This is a genomic window from Euzebyella marina (genome assembly GCF_003687485.1).
Taxonomy (GTDB): Bacteria; Bacteroidota; Bacteroidia; order Flavobacteriales; family Flavobacteriaceae; genus Euzebyella; species Euzebyella marina.
Genome location: NZ_CP032050.1, coordinates 897,412 through 914,286, shown reverse-complemented (window position 1 = coordinate 914,286; position 16,875 = coordinate 897,412). Strand labels below are relative to the sequence as shown.

Annotated in this window: 14 protein-coding genes; 12 read left to right on the top strand and 2 right to left on the bottom strand. The window is 40.0% G+C overall.

From position 1 onward, the window contains the following. Positions 1 to 15: 15 nt before the first annotated feature. The 6 genes from polA to tsf all read left to right on the top strand — a co-directional run bounded on the left by polA (position 16) and on the right by tsf (position 6,564). A complete protein-coding gene (gene polA, locus D1013_RS03750) occupies positions 16 to 2,853 on the top strand; it encodes a DNA polymerase I (protein WP_121847611.1) in 2,838 nt (945 codons plus the stop codon). Positions 2,854 to 2,953: 100 nt separating this feature from the next. Next, positions 2,954 to 3,289 (top strand): T9SS type A sorting domain-containing protein, encoded by a 336-nt coding sequence (locus D1013_RS03745; RefSeq protein WP_121847610.1) that lies wholly within the window; start codon positions 2,954 to 2,956, stop codon positions 3,287 to 3,289. Between the two features lie 205 nt (positions 3,290 to 3,494). Next, entirely contained in the window at positions 3,495 to 3,950 is a 456-nt protein-coding gene (rplM, locus tag D1013_RS03740) for a 50S ribosomal protein L13 (protein ID WP_121847609.1), read from the top strand. Continuing rightward, positions 3,950 to 4,336 (top strand): 30S ribosomal protein S9, encoded by a 387-nt coding sequence (gene rpsI, locus D1013_RS03735; protein ID WP_121847608.1) that lies wholly within the window; start codon positions 3,950 to 3,952, stop codon positions 4,334 to 4,336. The genes rplM and rpsI overlap by 1 nt, the downstream gene beginning before the upstream one ends. A gap of 252 nt (positions 4,337 to 4,588) precedes the next feature. Beyond that, a complete protein-coding gene (gene rpsB / locus D1013_RS03730; protein ID WP_121847607.1) occupies positions 4,589 to 5,641 on the top strand; it encodes a 30S ribosomal protein S2 in 1,053 nt (350 codons plus the stop codon). Positions 5,642 to 5,739: 98 nt separating this feature from the next. After that, a complete protein-coding gene (gene tsf, locus D1013_RS03725; RefSeq protein ID WP_121847606.1) occupies positions 5,740 to 6,564 on the top strand; it encodes a translation elongation factor Ts in 825 nt (274 codons plus the stop codon). Positions 6,565 to 6,635: 71 nt separating this feature from the next. Here tsf and D1013_RS03720 read toward each other — a convergent pair whose 3' ends face one another. After that, positions 6,636 to 8,507, bottom strand: a complete 1,872-nt coding sequence (locus tag D1013_RS03720) for a M61 family metallopeptidase (RefSeq protein WP_121847605.1) — start codon at positions 8,505 to 8,507, stop codon at positions 6,636 to 6,638. A gap of 173 nt (positions 8,508 to 8,680) precedes the next feature. Between D1013_RS03720 and pyrH the strand changes: the two genes are divergently transcribed. The 6 genes from pyrH to D1013_RS03690 all read left to right on the top strand — a co-directional run bounded on the left by pyrH (position 8,681) and on the right by D1013_RS03690 (position 16,143). After that, a complete protein-coding gene (pyrH, locus tag D1013_RS03715; protein WP_121847604.1) occupies positions 8,681 to 9,388 on the top strand; it encodes a UMP kinase in 708 nt (235 codons plus the stop codon). 36 nt (positions 9,389 to 9,424) lie between these two features. Continuing rightward, entirely contained in the window at positions 9,425 to 9,979 is a 555-nt protein-coding gene (frr, locus tag D1013_RS03710; RefSeq protein WP_121847603.1) for a ribosome recycling factor, read from the top strand. Between the two features lie 141 nt (positions 9,980 to 10,120). Beyond that, the gene (locus D1013_RS03705) at positions 10,121 to 12,508 is read left to right on the top strand and encodes an efflux RND transporter permease subunit (protein ID WP_121847602.1); all 2,388 of its coding nucleotides are present in this window, start codon (positions 10,121 to 10,123) and stop codon (positions 12,506 to 12,508) included. Positions 12,509 to 12,599: 91 nt separating this feature from the next. Then, the gene (asnS, locus tag D1013_RS03700; RefSeq protein ID WP_121847601.1) at positions 12,600 to 14,033 is read left to right on the top strand and encodes an asparagine--tRNA ligase; all 1,434 of its coding nucleotides are present in this window, start codon (positions 12,600 to 12,602) and stop codon (positions 14,031 to 14,033) included. Positions 14,034 to 14,077: 44 nt separating this feature from the next. Beyond that, positions 14,078 to 15,538, top strand: coding sequence for an RNA polymerase factor sigma-54 (gene rpoN / locus D1013_RS03695; protein WP_121847600.1), 1,461 nt, complete (start codon positions 14,078 to 14,080; stop codon positions 15,536 to 15,538). Beyond that, on the top strand, positions 15,538 to 16,143 hold the full coding sequence (locus D1013_RS03690) for a hypothetical protein (RefSeq protein WP_121847599.1): 606 nt from the start codon (positions 15,538 to 15,540) through the stop codon (positions 16,141 to 16,143). Before rpoN ends, D1013_RS03690 begins: the two co-directional genes overlap by 1 nt. A gap of 6 nt (positions 16,144 to 16,149) precedes the next feature. Here the strand turns inward: D1013_RS03690 and D1013_RS03685 are convergent, their stop codons facing one another. Beyond that, complete coding sequence (locus D1013_RS03685; RefSeq protein ID WP_121847598.1) at positions 16,150 to 16,839, bottom strand: porin family protein; 690 nt, start codon at positions 16,837 to 16,839, stop codon at positions 16,150 to 16,152. Positions 16,840 to 16,875 lie beyond the last annotated feature (36 nt).

Here is a 16,875-nt window from a genome sequence, read left to right as displayed (position 1 = left end):
CAAATAAAAAAACCCATGTCAGAACAAAAGAGACTTTTCCTTTTAGATGCTTATGCCCTTATTTTTCGTGGTTATTATGCGCTTATAAAAAACCCAAGAATCAACTCTAAGGGAATGGACACTAGCGCCATCATGGGTTTTATGAACTCGTTGTTCGATGTTATCAAAAGGGAAAAGCCTGACCACTTAGCGGTTTGTTTTGACAAGGGCGGAAGTGCCGAACGTACAGAACTTTTTCCAGAATATAAGGCCAATAGGGATGAAACACCTGATGCGATTCAAGTTGCGGTGCCTTACATACAAGACATTCTTAAAGCAATGCACATACCAAGTGTGGTTTTAGAGGGCTGGGAAGCTGACGATATTATCGGTACCCTATCAAAACAAGCGGAGAAAGAGGGCTACAAAGTATATATGGTAACCCCTGATAAAGATTTTGGCCAACTCGTAACCGAAAATATTTTTATGTATCGCCCGGCGAGAATGGGCAACGGAATTGAGATTTGGGGTATTCCCGAGGTACAAAAAAGATTTGGGGTTGAAAGGCCCGAACAAGTGATCGATTATTTGGGCATGATGGGTGATGCTAGTGATAACATTCCCGGACTACCCGGTGTTGGAGACAAGACCGCCAAAAAGTTTATCGCCCAGTTTGGCTCTATGGAAGGCCTCTTCGAAAACATCGACCAATTGAAGGGCAAGATGAAAGAGAAAGTCGAAGAGAACAAAGAATTGGGGCTTCTTTCAAAAAAATTGGCCACCATTTGTATTGATTGCGATGTAAAGTTCAATGCCGAAGACTACGAACTCTCAATGCCCGATAGTGATAAGGTTCAAGAAATCTTCGAAGAACTTGAGTTTAGAAGGTTAAAAGACCAATTTATTAAAATATTCTCGGGCGAAGTCAATGAAACCCAGACCCAGGTAACCAGTACCGAAACTGCTAAAAAGCAGGCGCAAGCGACAGCCGGAAGTGGACAATTCTCACTTTTTGGAGGCGATGCTTCTGCACCGGCGACAATCAAAGATAGCTCAAGCCGCCTAACGATTAAAGAGGTGGCGCATGTATATCAGAGCGTCGCACCGGGCATGGCTATGAAACTATTTGTTCAAAACCTTATGAAACAACCCTCGGTTTGTTTTGATACCGAGACAACCTCCATTAATCCATTGGAAGCTGAACTAGTCGGCATTGCCTTTTCTTGGGAAGCAACTAAAGGGTACTACATTCCCTTTCCCGAAAAAAAGGAAGAAGCACAAGAACTTATCGAACAGCTTCGCCCGTTTTTCGAATCGGAAAGCATTGAGAAAATCGGTCAAAACCTAAAGTACGATATTAAGGTACTTGACAAATATAAGGTTCAGGTAAACGGAAAGCTTTTTGACACCATGCTGGCCCATTACCTTATCAATCCTGATATGCGCCATAATATGGATGTTTTATCGGAAACCTATTTGAACTACACCCCTATTTCGATTACCGAACTCATCGGAAAAAAAGGAAAGAATCAACTAACCATGCGAGAAGTTCCTTTAGAAAAACAAACGGAATATGCAGTGGAGGATGCCGATATTACTTTTCAGCTGGCACAGCATTTTAGACCGGAACTCGCCGAGGCGAAAACCGAAGACCTTTTTAATACGATCGAAGTTCCGCTTCTACGGGTTCTTGCCGATATGGAATTAGAAGGAGTTAATCTAGATGAGGAATTTCTAAAATCACTTTCTAAAGACCTCACGAACGATATTAAGAATCTAGAGGAGAAAATTTACGATACCGCCGGAGAAGAGTTTAACATTGGGTCGCCCAAACAACTGGGAGAGATTCTTTTTGACAAAATGAAACTGGTCGACAAACCCAAAAAGACCAAAACGGGGCAATATTCCACTTCTGAAGACGTACTTTCCTATTTGGCAAAAGACCATGATATCATACAACATGTATTGGATTACCGCGGGCTTACCAAGTTAAAGAGCACTTATGTAGATGCACTTCCTGAACAGGTCGAAAGCAGCACGGGCCGTGTTCATACCGATTATATGCAAACGGTCGCTGCCACGGGTCGCTTGAGTAGCAACAACCCTAATTTACAGAACATACCTGTTCGAACCGAACGTGGTCGGGAAGTTAGAAAGGCATTCATTCCCAAAGATGATGACTACACCTTATTAGCTGCCGATTATTCCCAAATCGAATTGCGCATCATAGCCGCCTTGAGCGAAGAGACCACTATGATAGAAGCTTTTAAAAACGGTGAGGATATTCACGCCTCAACCGCCTCAAAAGTTTTCAACGTACCTATCGATGAAGTTACACGGGAACAACGAAGCAATGCAAAAACGGTGAACTTCGGTATTATTTATGGTGTTTCCGCATTTGGTCTAAGCAATCAGACCGATCTTTCACGATCGGAAGCGAAAGACCTGATCGACACCTATTACAAAACCTATCCTAAACTGAGAAACTACATTAGTGAGCAAATTGATTTCGCAAGAGACCATGGCTATGTGCAAACCGTTTTAGGAAGAAGGCGCTATTTAAAGGACATCAATGGAAACAATGCCGTCGTTCGAGGTGCTGCCGAGCGTAATGCTGTCAATGCGCCTATTCAAGGTAGTGCCGCCGACATTATCAAAATAGCCATGATCAACATCCACAAGAAATTAAAGAAAGACAACTTCAAAAGTAAAATGCTATTACAGGTACATGATGAATTGGTATTCGATGTTTATCGCCCAGAGTTGGAAAAAATAAAGCCGCTTATTAAATCGGAAATGGAGAATGCCTATAAAATAGCTGTACCCCTAGATGTCGAAATAGGCTTGGGAGATAATTGGTTGGCAGCACATTAACCTCAAATAAAGCAGGTTTCACAACATTAATTAGATAACCGCGAACACCCATCATAAATTTGTTTTTGTTGCGTTCTTATAATAGAGCCGGCTTGAACAAATGAAAACATACGTTTTAGTTTTTTTCTTCCTAATTATAGGCACATGTAATTATGCCCAGGACGCCTCTATGCCTGAAAATCAGGAAAAGACCGAACAAAAACTAAAAGTATTTCCTAATCCTGCCACTAGCGTTGTCAATATACTAGGATTAAAGAATACCTCTAAAGCCGAAATCGCTATCTACGACATTTATGGCAACAACGTTTTTATTCGCAAGTGGGAGATTCGAAGAAACGCCATCAATATTCCTATATCTTCGCTAGAACCGGGTGCCTATATCATCACCATTCACTCAGATGAACAACAGGTACGCACCAAGTTTTACAAAAAGTAATACTTTTGTCTACCTATTTATCTGCTTTCTAAGGTTGAGCAAATAGTAAACTATATGGCCCATAAGCCATTGAACGTTATATCTATTTTAAGGACCTCAAAAAATAGAAAAATATTCTCAAATAACCATTTGTTATTCAGAAGAATTAGTGTACATTTGCAGCCCGTTTATCGGGATTGAAGTGTTTAATTAAAAAGTAACCGTAGTGGATACATTAAGTTATAAGACCGTTTCTGCCAATAAATCTACCGTAGACAAGCAGTGGGTATTGGTTGATGCTGAAGGGGAAGCTCTAGGGCGTCTAGCCTCCAAAGTAGCCAAAATGCTTAGAGGTAAACATAAGCCAAGCTACACTCCTCATGTTGATTGTGGTGATAATGTAGTTATCATCAATGCCGAGAAGATTGAAATGAGCGGCAATAAGTGGAATGACAAAGTCTATTTAAGATATACTGGTTACCCAGGTGGACAACGTTCTACTTCCGCTAAAGAACTATTGGCCAAAAATCCGGCTCAAATAGTTGAAAAAGCGGTGAAGGGTATGCTTCCAAAAAACAGATTGGGTGCAGACTTGTTCAGAAACCTTAAGGTTTATGTGGGTTCTGAGCACAACCAAGAGGCACAAAAACCAACGGTTATCAACTTAAAAGAATTCAAGTAATGGAGACCATTCATAAAATCGGAAGAAGAAAAACAGCTGTAGCGCGTGTTTACCTTTCTCAAGGAAACGGAAGCATTACAGTTAACCAAAGGGAGTTGAATGACTATTTCCCTACTGCAACACTTCAGTACAAAGTTAAACAGCCTTTTTCATTGACCAACAGTGAAGAAAGCTACGATGTAAAAGTGAATGTTTATGGCGGTGGAATCACCGGTCAGGCAGAAGCGGTTCGTTTGGCTTTATCAAGAGCTATGTGCGAATTAGACGTTGAGCATCGTTCAGTTCTTAAGCCAGAAGGTTTGCTAACACGTGATCCAAGAATGGTGGAGCGTAAGAAATACGGTCAAAAGAAAGCCCGTAAGAAGTTCCAGTTCTCAAAACGTTAATACGAGAAATTATCAGGCACCTTCCAATTTTGGCGGGTGCCCTTTTTTATATTTTTAACCCAAGTTCATTGAAAGTTCGCCGCTTGGCGGATAAATTAAAATACTATTACTGCATAATGTAATGGTTACCGGGAGACCCAACAAGACTCTTAATCTTTTGGGCACCGTTAGTTTAGCATCTAAATGAGGGAGGCTCTTCACTTGAAGTACCACTCTGTCATTGCCTATCAAAAGAACGTAAACTAAATTAAAATGGCGAAAGTCGAAGTAAAAGAATTATTGGAAGCTGGTGTGCATTTTGGCCACCTAACACGAAAGTGGAACCCGAACATGGCTCCTTACATCTACATGGAGCGAAACGGTATTCACGTTATCAACCTTTACAAAACAGTTGCAAAACTAGAAGAATCTAAAGAAGCACTTAAAAAGATAGCTGCTTCAGGTCGTAAGATTCTTTTCGTTGCCACTAAAAAACAAGCAAAGGACATTGTTGCCGAAAAAGTAGCCAATGTAAACATGCCTTACATCACCGAGAGATGGCCAGGTGGTATGTTGACTAACTTTGTAACCATACGAAAAGCGGTTAAGAAAATGGCTTCTATCGATCGTATGAAGAAAGACGGTACTTTCAACACCCTTTCTAAAAAAGAAAGACTTCAAGTAGATCGTTTACGTGCAAAATTGGAGAAAAACCTTGGTTCTATTGCCGACATGACCCGTTTGCCCGGTGCTCTGTTTGTAGTAGATACTATGCGTGAGCATATTGCCGTTAAGGAAGCGCAAAAATTGAACATTCCAATCTTTGCCATGGTCGATACCAACTCTGACCCAAGAGATGTCGACTATTTAATTCCTGCCAACGATGATGCTTCTAAATCGATCAACATCATCATGTCTGAGGTTACCGATGCAATTGCAGAAGGTTTGGCTGATAGAAAATCAGAAAAACAAGCTGACAAAGAAGGTAACGACGAACCAAAAAAGGCAAAGAAAGAATCTAAAAAAGTAGAGTCGGCCCCTAAGTCAGAGACAGATGACAATAATGATTCTTCAGATGACCTAACAAAAGTTGAAGGCATTGGCCCAAAAGCGGCAGAAGCTTTAGTAAAAGCAGGTATTGCTAGTTACAGCGACCTTGCAAAAGCCGACCCTGAAAACGTAAAGGAAATTTTGACCGAAGCCAGCTCAAGAATGGCGCATCTTGACCCAACTTCATGGCCAAAGCAAGCTCAAATGGCTGCTGACGGAAAATGGGACGAGCTTAAAGAATGGCAAGATAGCGTTAAAGGTGGCGTAGAAGAATAATCTTCACTTCAGAAAATTAAAAATAACATAACATTGGCCCGAAGTTAACTTGTCTCAAACATTTCTACCTTCAGGCCAATTGTAAAAAAGAACATAAAATGGCAAAAATTACAGCCGCAGAAGTAAATAAATTAAGAAAGACTACAGGTGCAGGTATGATGGACTGCAAAAAAGCCTTGGTCGAAGCAGAAGGTGATTTTGATAAAGCAATAGAGATCCTTCGTAAGAAAGGTCAAAAAGTTGCTGCCAAAAGAGCTGACAGAGAATCATCTGAAGGTGCTGCAATTGCAAAAGTAAATTCAGAAAACACCGAAGGTGTAATTATCTCGCTTAACTGCGAAACAGATTTCGTTGCCAAAAACGACAGTTTTGTTACTCTAGCGAACGAATTGGCCGAACTTGCCTTAGGGTATGATAGCAAAGATTCATTCCTTGCTGCTGATTACAAAGGTATGAGCGTTCAAGATAAGCTTACCGAGCAAACAGGTGTTATCGGTGAAAAAATCGAAATCGGTGGTTTTGAAAAATTGAGCGCACCATTTGTCGGAAGCTATATTCACGCCGGCAACAAGATTGCCGTTCTTACAGGTCTTTCTGCCGCTGTGGAAGGAGCCGATACTGTAGCAAAAGACGTTTCTATGCAAGCAGCCGCTATGAACCCAGTAGCTTTGAACGAAGAAGGTGTTGACCAATCTGTTATCGATAAAGAAATAGAAATTGCAAAAGACCAGCTTCGTCAAGAAGGTAAGCCAGAGGCTATGCTTGATAATATTGCAAAAGGTAAACTGAACCGTTTCTTCAAAGACAACACTTTAGTAAATCAAGCTTTCATTAAAGATAGCAAGCAAAGCGTTTCAGACTACGTTAAATCGGTAGATTCGAATTTAGAGGTAACAAACTTTAAAAGAGTTGCCCTAGGTTAATCTGAAAGAGATATTTCATAAAAAAACCCGCCTTGAAAGGCGGGTTTTTTTATTGATAAACAATTAGTTTATTATCCCTTTAACCAACTTTCACGCAGCTTCGATTCAGTTGAGCTAACACCTTGTACGGGCACAATGGTTTCAACTTGTAAAATCGGTATTCCAGCTTTACCATCTAAGGTTATTTCCTCCTCCCCTCTTCGCACAACCATTTCAATTTCTTTGTCTGCAGACCAAGTAAAACTTCTGGCTATAACATCCCGCATAGCATTAAGATCGATTTTCGTTCCGTCTATACTTTTTATAACATCGCCCCCTTCAGCACCTAAATCGTTAAAAAAGCTATTTTGTTCTATTCCCTTACGGATAAAAATCTCATCATCATTTTCTTTACTCACATCGATAAAGGGATTGTCACCATCTAAAAAGAAACCTGTCTGTTTTTCTACCGTCTCCGTTTGTAAACCTACTTTGGCCAAATAGTCGTTGTAATTAATCGGTGTATCACCTATCACGTGTGTATCAAAGAAAGTTCTTATTTCAGGATAGGTCATAGCCACAATCTCATCAATTAGGTCGGCATCTTGAAATGGAGTATGGTTTCCATATTTCTTAGATAATTCTTTCATCAGCCAAAGCACGCCCTTTTCACCGTTACTCAGACTACGAAGCTCAATATCCAAAGCCATATTGATCAACGCGCCCTTTTCGTAGACATTGGCATAGTTCTTTTCATAAGGTTCTTCTAAGATATTCTTGCTCATCTCTGTAAACGACATAGAATCATCATATGCTTTGGCATTATTAATCTTGTCCATAATTCGCTTATAAAATTCCGTCTCATCGATTAGACCTTGCTGAATCTGAAAAAGATTGGCGAAATATTCGGTAGTGCCTTCATACATCCAAAGATGCTGCGACATTTTAGGATCGTTAAAGTCGAAATACTGTATTTCTTCAGAGTGCACGTTTAAAGGCGTGACTATATGAAAGAATTCATGAGAGACCACGTCAACCATCGCCTGCTCCAATCTCTCCTTGGGCATCGCCTCTGGCAACACCACTACAGTAGACGTATGGTGCTCCAACGCACCAAAACCTGAGGCATCGGCTCCATCCATCGTTGATAAATACAGAAGGATGTTATATTCCTTTGTTCCATCAATATCGCCCAGAAAAGCCTTTTGGGCACCCATCATTTCTTCCATTCTAGCCTTTAAACTTGATGCCTTATAAACACCTGTAGGCGAATAGATACTTAAGGTCACCGTGATATCGTTAATTTGAAAAGTCTCGGTGTTCGGTTTGGCATATTGAATAGGGTTATCGATCACTTCAAAATACCTTGAGGCCAAAAAGGTATCGACACCTTCCGCAGCTCCCTCGACCACCTTATTTTTAAGGCTGGTCGTTGCCTTTAAATCATTAGGATGGCTAATTTGTATTTCATAAGGCACTTCTTTTAGCCCCTTAAAATATCCAACAAAACCATGAAGGTTCAGCATAAAGTTCTCACCTGCCAAAATATTTGTACCTGATGGTGAAAAAACCTTATCGCTCATCTCGGCCTCAATATCATAGGTGTCATTTACCAGATAGGTAACCTTATCAAGAGATTTACCATTATTTATCTTCCAGGTATTGTCATCGATTTTCTCAAAAGTCAGCTCTTTGCCATCATAATCCATAGCCTTAAAGCCATCCACATACTTCCCGTAGTTGTCTTCACTATAGGTACCGGGAACCGTTTTCGGTATATAGAAAAACACTTCTTCTTGGGTAAATGCACCCGGGTCAACGCTAACAGAAACTTGATCATCTACAACATTATTTAAGTCTAACGATGCCATAATGGTGGCCTTATCAGCCATAATCAGTGATTTACTTGAACCACATGAGTATAGCACAGCAATTGCCCAAACCGATATAAAAATTTTCTTCATAAATCTCGTATTCAATTCTTTGTCAATATACTTCAGTAAAATGCTACAAGGTTATAAAATTTAACAGATACCAAGAGCATTATTAGGAAATAATTAAGGTTACCTATTACTACATTTCGAAGAGTAAACCCTAATATTTTTTGATTATTTTTGCTGCAACTTAATCGTAACGCATGCAATACAAAAGAATTCTTTTAAAGCTGAGTGGTGAGGCTTTAATGGGAAAAAAGCAATACGGAATCGATTCCGAAAGACTCGCCGAATATGCGCAGGAGATAAAAAATGTTAGTGAGAAAGGTGTAGAGATTGCAATTGTTATCGGTGGCGGAAATATCTTTAGAGGACTTACCGGAGCGGCCATGGGTATGGACCGTGTTCAAGGTGACCACATGGGTATGCTGGCGACCGTTATAAATGGCCTGGCGTTGCAGAGCGCTCTGGAAACCGAAGGGGTACAGACCCGACTGCAATCAGCAATTCACATTAATGAGGTAGCCGAGCCTTTCATCAGAAGGCGCGCCATGAGGCATCTTGAGAAAGGGCGTGTGGTTATCTTCGGTGGTGGAACTGGTAACCCTTATTTCACAACGGATTCTGCTGCAGTTCTTAGAGCTATTGAAATTGAAGCCGATGTAATCTTAAAAGGAACGAGGGTAGATGGCATTTATACCTCAGACCCGGAGAAAGATAAAAACGCGACAAAATTCGATTCTATTTCTTTTGCAGACGTGCTTTTAAAAGGACTCAAAGTGATGGACACCACAGCCTTCACCCTGAGCCAAGAGAACGAATTGCCCATTGTAGTTTTCGATATGAACAAAAAAGGCAACCTCACCAAATTGGTAGAAGGCGAAAATATAGGTACCGTTGTCAACCTTTAAACAGACACATTCAATACGCTTAATTATTTTTGAACTATGAACGAAGAGGTACAGTTTATACTTGATTCTGCTCAAGAAGGCATGGAGGCAGCCCTTAGGCATTTGGAAAAAGAATTTGTAAAAATTCGTGCCGGAAAGGCCAGTCCGGCAATGTTGTCTTCGGTATTGGTAGAATATTATGGGTCTCAGACCCCACTTTCACAGGTATCTAACATCAACACACCTGATGGACGCACCATATCGGTTCAACCTTGGGAAAAGAATTTACTTGGTGAAATTGAAAAGGCCATCATCAATTCAAATTTAGGGTTCAACCCAATGAACAATGGCGAATTAATCATCATAAACGTTCCTCCACTTACCGAAGAAAGACGTATTCAACTGACCAAGCAAGCCAAAGCCGAGGCCGAGGATTGTAAGGTAAGTATTCGTAGTGCCCGTCAAGACGCCAACAAAGAGATACGTGACCTAGATGTATCAGAAGACTTACAAAAAAATGCAGAGGTCGATATTCAAGAGCTGACCGATAAATACATCAAAAAAACAGACGCCTTCTTAGCCGTTAAAGAGAAGGAAATTATGACTGTTTAATCATAAAACATCACAAGACAAAAAGCGACCTAATGGGTCGCTTTTATTTTTAGCTCAAATGAGATAGAAGATTATTATAAACGTTGATTCTTAGGAACACAGACAATCATTCTATACCTTTGCGCTCGGTAAAATTTTACCATGGCTACTAAATTCATGAAAGGTTTTTGGGAAACGACCGCTCGAATCATTCTTCGTAATCGAATTTTGATTCTTTGCCTAATTGCAGCATTTACCGTTTTTTTAGGTATGCAGTGGGAAAATATGCGCTTTAGCAATTCCCAGGCCAATCTTTTGCCCGATGACCACCCTGTAAATTTAGAATATCGTTCTTTTCTTAAACAATTTGGTGAAGAGGGTAATGCTATCGTTTTTGCGGTTCGCGACTCTGCTCTTTTCACCCCTGAGAACATCAATAGATGGAACAAGTTCAGCAAACAACTAGTAGCCTTTCCCGAGGTCGACTTTGTGCTATCCCTTGATAATCTGCAAGAGCTTATTAAGGACAATGAAAAACAAGAGTTTCAACTAAAGCCACTTATTGAAGGTCAGTTGAAGACAAAGCAAGAAGTTGATAGTATAAAGAACCATCTCTTTAACGATTTACCTTTTTACGACAAGCTTCTATACAATAAAGAAAGTTCGACCATTCGTACTGTAGTGAATATGGACAAAGATATTGTCAACACTACTGTTAGAAAAGACTTTGTGCTTAAAGACCTGACCAATTTGGTCGAAAATTTCGAGGAAGAAACCGGTTTAAACGTTCATGTTTCGGGTATGCCCTACATACGAACCATGAACTCTCAAAACATAATCGATGAAATCGGCAAGTTCATATTGGCAGCCTTGGGTGTAACATCGCTTATATTTTTCTTTTTCTTCAGAAGTTTTCGTGCCACCCTCATCTCAATGTGTATTGTAATCATAGGCGTGATGTGGGCCTTTGGTATACTCGGGCTTCTTCAATATGAAATTACGGTATTAACGGCATTGATACCACCGTTGATTATTGTCATCGGCATTCCGAACTGCATATTTTTAATCAACAAATATCAGCAAGAGGTTAAAAAGCATGGCAATCAAGCCCTTTCGTTGCAGCGTGTCATCTCTAAAATAGGTAATGCCACCTTAATGACGAATATGACCACCGCTTCCGGCTTTGCAACTTTCATCATCACCGATAGCAAGTTGTTAAAAGAGTTCGGTATCGTAGCTTCTATTAATATCATCGGGATATTTATTCTTTCTTTATTGATCATACCGATTATCTATAGTTTTCTATCCCTACCTAAAACACGCCACCTCAAGCATTTGAACAAACATTGGGTGGATGCCTTTGTCAATTGGATGGAGAGAATTGTGAGGGAAAGAAGAATTACCGTCTATATTGTTTCCTTAGTGCTTTTGATAACGAGTATTATTGGAATTTATCAAATAGAAATATCCGGAAGCCCTATAGAAGACATGCCCAAAAGCGCCCAGTTCTTCAAGGATATCCGTTTTTTTGAACAAGAATTCGACGGAATTATGCCCGTTGAGATTGTGGTCGATACTAAAAGGCCCAAAGGCGTATTGCGCTCGACCAATCTTAAACGTATTGACCAACTTAGCGAGGTGATTACCGATATACCTGAGCTATCACGCCCCATCTCAGTCGTTAACCTGGTAAAATATTCAAAACAGGCTTTCTATAACGGGCTACCGAAATATTATCAATTGCCTACCTCACAAGAGAGCAATTTCATCATGTCGATTGCTCAAAAATCTTCGGGTAACGAAAACTTGCTTAAGAGCTTTGTTGACAGTACCGGACAGACAGCTCGAATAACGACCTTCATGCAAGATGTGAAGACTGATCGGATGGAGCAGATTGAAGAAAGACTAAACGAAAATATCGCTAAGTTTTTTCCGCCAGACCGATACAACGTATACATGACCGGTAGCGCTCTTATTTTCTTGAAAGGGACGAAGTATTTGGTCAAAAACCTTATTTTATCATTGGCCTTCGCCATATTTCTAATCGCTCTATTTATGGCCTATCTTTTCAGGTCATTTAGAATGATCATTATTTCATTGATTCCCAATTTGCTGCCACTAGTAATAACCGCTGGGGTTATGGGCTATGTTGGCGTACCCATAAAGCCTTCGACCATTCTAGTATTCAGTATCGCTTTTGGTATTTCCGTAGACGATACGATTCACTTTTTGGCAAAATATCGTCAAGAATTAATTGCCAATCGTTGGCAGATTAAAAAGTCGGTCTATGCTGCGTTAAGGGAAACGGGGGTAAGCATGTTCTACACTTCTATCGTTCTATTTTTTGGGTTTTCGGTATTCATCATTTCAAATTTTGGTGGCACGGTAGCTTTAGGCGCATTGGTCTCTGCTACACTAATGTTCGCCATGCTTGCCAACCTAATACTTCTCCCCTCGTTATTGCTTTCTTTGGAAAGGAATATCGCAAGCAAAAAAATACTTAAAAAGCCCCAAATCGACATCCTACCAAAGAAAGACGAAGACAATTGAGCTAAAATCTAAACTGATTTAACCGCTAGCAACCTCTATACTTTCTAAGCAAAAAGTTATCTTTGCGCTTCAATTTTCAAGTGACCAAAACATGAAAGCATACAGCGTAAAAGAATTGCTAGAAGGAAATCTATTATTACAGGAAGTAACCGTAAACGGGTGGGTTAAAACTTTCAGAAGCAATCGTTTTATCGCATTGAACGACGGATCTACATTAGCCAATATACAGTGTGTAGTAGATTTTGAGAACTTTGACCAAGAAACTCTTAGACAGATCAACACAGGCGCTGCCCTAAAGGTTTCCGGCACCCTAACAGAAAGCCAAGGACGCGGACAAAGCTTTGAGATTCAGGTAGAGGAAATTTTCGTACATGGTGGTGCCGACCCAGAGGCCTACCCTATTCAACCTAAAAAGCATTCGTTGGAGTTTTTAAGGGAAAAAGCTCATTTACGGGTACGCACCAATACTTTTGCCGCAATTATGCGCGTACGTTCGGCTCTCTCTTTCGCCATTCACCAGTATTTCAGGCAAAACGGATTTTACTATTTTCATGCGCCAATAATTACCGGATCAGATGCCGAAGGTGCAGGTGAAATGTTCCGCGTTACTACTTTGAGCGATAAAAATCCAAAGCTGAATGACCAGGGTAATGTTGATTATAAAGAAGATTTTTTTGGCAAGGAAACGAATCTAACCGTTTCTGGCCAATTAGAAGCTGAAGCTTATGCTATGGCTTTGGGCAAGGTATATACGTTTGGCCCAACCTTTAGGGCTGAAAATTCAAATACTTCAAGGCACTTGGCCGAGTTCTGGATGATAGAGCCAGAAATGGCCTTTTACGACCTTGATGCGAATATGGACCTAGCCGAAGACTTTATTAAAAATGTTATTGGTTATGTACTTGAAAACTGTGCCGATGATCTTCAGTTTTTAGAGAAACGTCTTCTTGATGAAGAAAAAACAAAACCACAGGCCGAAAGAAGTGAAATGGCTTTGATCGAAAAATTAAAGTTCGTTACAGAAAACGGTTTTAAAAGGGTTAGTTATACCGAGGCCATCGACATACTTAGAAACAGCAAGCCCAACAAGAAGAAAAAGTTCCAATATGCCATAGATGAGTGGGGTGCCGACCTTCAAAGTGAGCACGAACGCTACTTGGTGGAAAAGCATTTCAAATGCCCCGTGATTTTATTCGATTATCCTGCCAAAATAAAAGCGTTCTACATGAGATTGAATGAAGATGGCAAAACCGTTAGGGCCATGGATATTCTTTTCCCCGGAATTGGTGAAATTGTTGGCGGTTCGCAAAGGGAAGAGCGACTTGATGTACTTAAAGATAAAATGGCCGATCTAAACATACCGGAAGAAGAACTTTGGTGGTATCTAGATTTAAGAAAATTCGGTTCTGCAGTACATAGTGGGTTCGGCCTCGGGTTTGAAAGATTGGTTCTTTTTACGACCGGAATGGGCAATATCAGAGATGTGATTCCGTTTCCTAGAACACCACAAAATGCAGAGTTTTAATCGGAAATAGTTAACTTTATAGAACTAGGCAATCCCTGAATTCAATGCTTAAACAACACTTACAGTTTAAATTATCGCAAAAATTATCTCCTCAGCAGATACAGCTGATGAAGTTGATTCAATTGCCTACCCAGGCATTTGAGCAGCGACTTAAACAAGAACTGGAAGAAAATCCCGCATTGGAAGGTGGCAAAGAAGAGGTCGACACCTATGAAGACGAATTTGCCGACAATTATGACAATGCCGATACCGATGCCGAGACCATCAATACCGACGATATCAATATTGATGATTATTTGAGTGATGACGAGATACCTGATTACAGAACAAAAGCGAACAATTACAGTTCTGACGATGAGGAAAAAAACGTTCCCTATGCCGCAGGGGTATCTTTCAATCAATTTTTGTTGAACCAACTAAATACCGTTTATCTCAGTGACGAAGAGTGGGGTATTGCCGAGTTTTTGGTGGGAAGTGTTGATGAAAGCGGATACATTCGTCGGCCACTAACGGACATATTAGACGACCTAGCTTTTACCCAAAATATTTATACGGATGAAGAGACTATTGAGAAAGTTCTTAAAATAGTTCAGAAACTTGATCCGCCGGGCGTAGCGGCACGTTCTCTAGAAGAATGCCTAATTATTCAACTCAAAAGAAAAGAAGCCTCTCCGCCGGTAGAACTGGCCATAACAGTACTTGAAAAGTCTTTTGAGCAGTTTACCAAGAAGCATTATAAAAAACTTCTACAGAAACATAACATTACGGAAGAGCAATTAAAGGATGCCATTTCGGAAATTGAAAAGTTGAATCCGAAACCGGGTGGGTCATATTCAGGCAATAACCGTATGGTAGAGCACGTGGTTCCCGATTTTTCCATACGAATCGTAGAGGGCGAACTCGAACTTTCATTGAACGGCCGTAATGCCCCAGAATTACATGTATCAAAAGAATACAGTAATATGTTGAAGGGATATAAGGATGCCAAAAACAAGTCGAAATCGCAAAAAGATACTATTCTTTTTATCAAGCAAAAGCTCGATGCCGCCAAATGGTTTATAGATGCCATTCGCCAAAGGCAACAGACGCTATTCGTTACCATGAATTCTATTATGAACTACCAAGAAGAATATTTTCTTACTGGAGACGAGCGAAACTTGCGCCCGATGATCTTAAAGGATATTGCCGATGAAATTGAAATGGATGTTTCGACCGTTTCAAGGGTAGCCAACAGCAAATATGTTGATACCCCTTATGGCACTAAACTCATCAAAGAATTCTTCTCTGAATCAATGAAAAACGACCAAGGGGAAGATGTGTCGACCAAGGAAATAAAGAAAATATTGGAAACCGTTATCGGTGAAGAATCGAAGAAAAAACCCTTAACGGATGATAAATTGGCCGCTATTTTAAAAGAAAAGGGCTACCCTATTGCCCGTAGAACGGTCGCCAAATATCGAGAGCAGCTGGATATACCCGTTGCCCGATTGCGCAAACAGATTTAATGAGGGTCTTTCTAAAAGCAATATCTTACCTATTCCACCCAATTTTCATTCCTATTGCGGGTTGTATATCCTATTTTTTAATCACTCCAAAATACAGCCCTCCAGAAATCCGGAATCCCATTTTGCTTCCCGTTTTTATCCTAACGGTAATCATACCTATTATCACATTCTTTATCCTCAAAAATATCGGTCTGGCAAGTAACATTTTTGTACCGCAATTAAGAGAGCGCAAATACCCATTATACATTAATCTTATTCTACTTTTCTTAGTAGTCTATAAAGTGATTTTCAACAATTTTATTGCTGAGCTACATTTCTACTTTTTAGGGCTGATTGCCGCTTCAATGACCACCTTGTTATTGTTGTTCTTTAAGCTAAAAGTAAGTATGCACCTCATGGGTATGGGCAGTCTTTTTATGTTCTTGGTATGCTTAAGCATTCACTTTGAAAAGAACATTACTATTGCAGTAAGCTTGGTAACGTTAGCCTCCGGTCTGGTTGCTACCTCTAGACTATATTTAAAAGCCCACTCAAAACCTGAACTTTTAATAGGTTTTTTTATAGGGATGATTTCCCAATTAATCACGATTAGGTACTGGCTCTAAAGGAAGCTATAGTATATAAAAAATCAACCCCAAACGTAAGGGGCGAATGGTAAACGGAGAGCCATTCAACAAAACGCCATCATTAAACAAGTTATTCAACCCATAATAAGCGTGCAGGTTGAAGGTATTGTAGCCAAAATTAAAGGTGAGTCCGTATTGAAATTTACGAATATCACCATTGTAAAAAGTCTCTTTAGGCCCTTCTCTGGGTACATACTTAGACCGGCCACCTACTAAATACCCTAACTTAACACCTGCATAGATACGCCAAAACTTATGTGATTCAGCGGTAGAATTCCGCCAACGAAATTGCAGGGGCATTTCAAGCATATGGGTTTCAATCTTATTTCGCTTAAAAACATCCTCATCCTCTAATATGGAATATTCAAAACCCTCGTCTAATTCAGTACTTAAAAGATTGGAGTAGTAAGAGTAGTAACCATACCCCAAACCGATACCGAGGGCAACATTTCTTCTAAGGTTCAAGAGCAAATCCTTTATTAATCCACCTTGAAGGCCGTAAGACAGATTACTTTGATTGACAGGATCTGGCTTATCTAAGAGAAAGTTGTAAGTGAGACCTAAATAAAATTGATCTTCTAAATATTTATCATCAACCTCTACTGAATCTTGAATAATCTGTGCCTGTACAGTACACACCAAGAACAAAAAGGAAAGTGCTGATAGAAATCTCATGCTACTAATTTAGACAAATAAAAAACGCCTTGAATT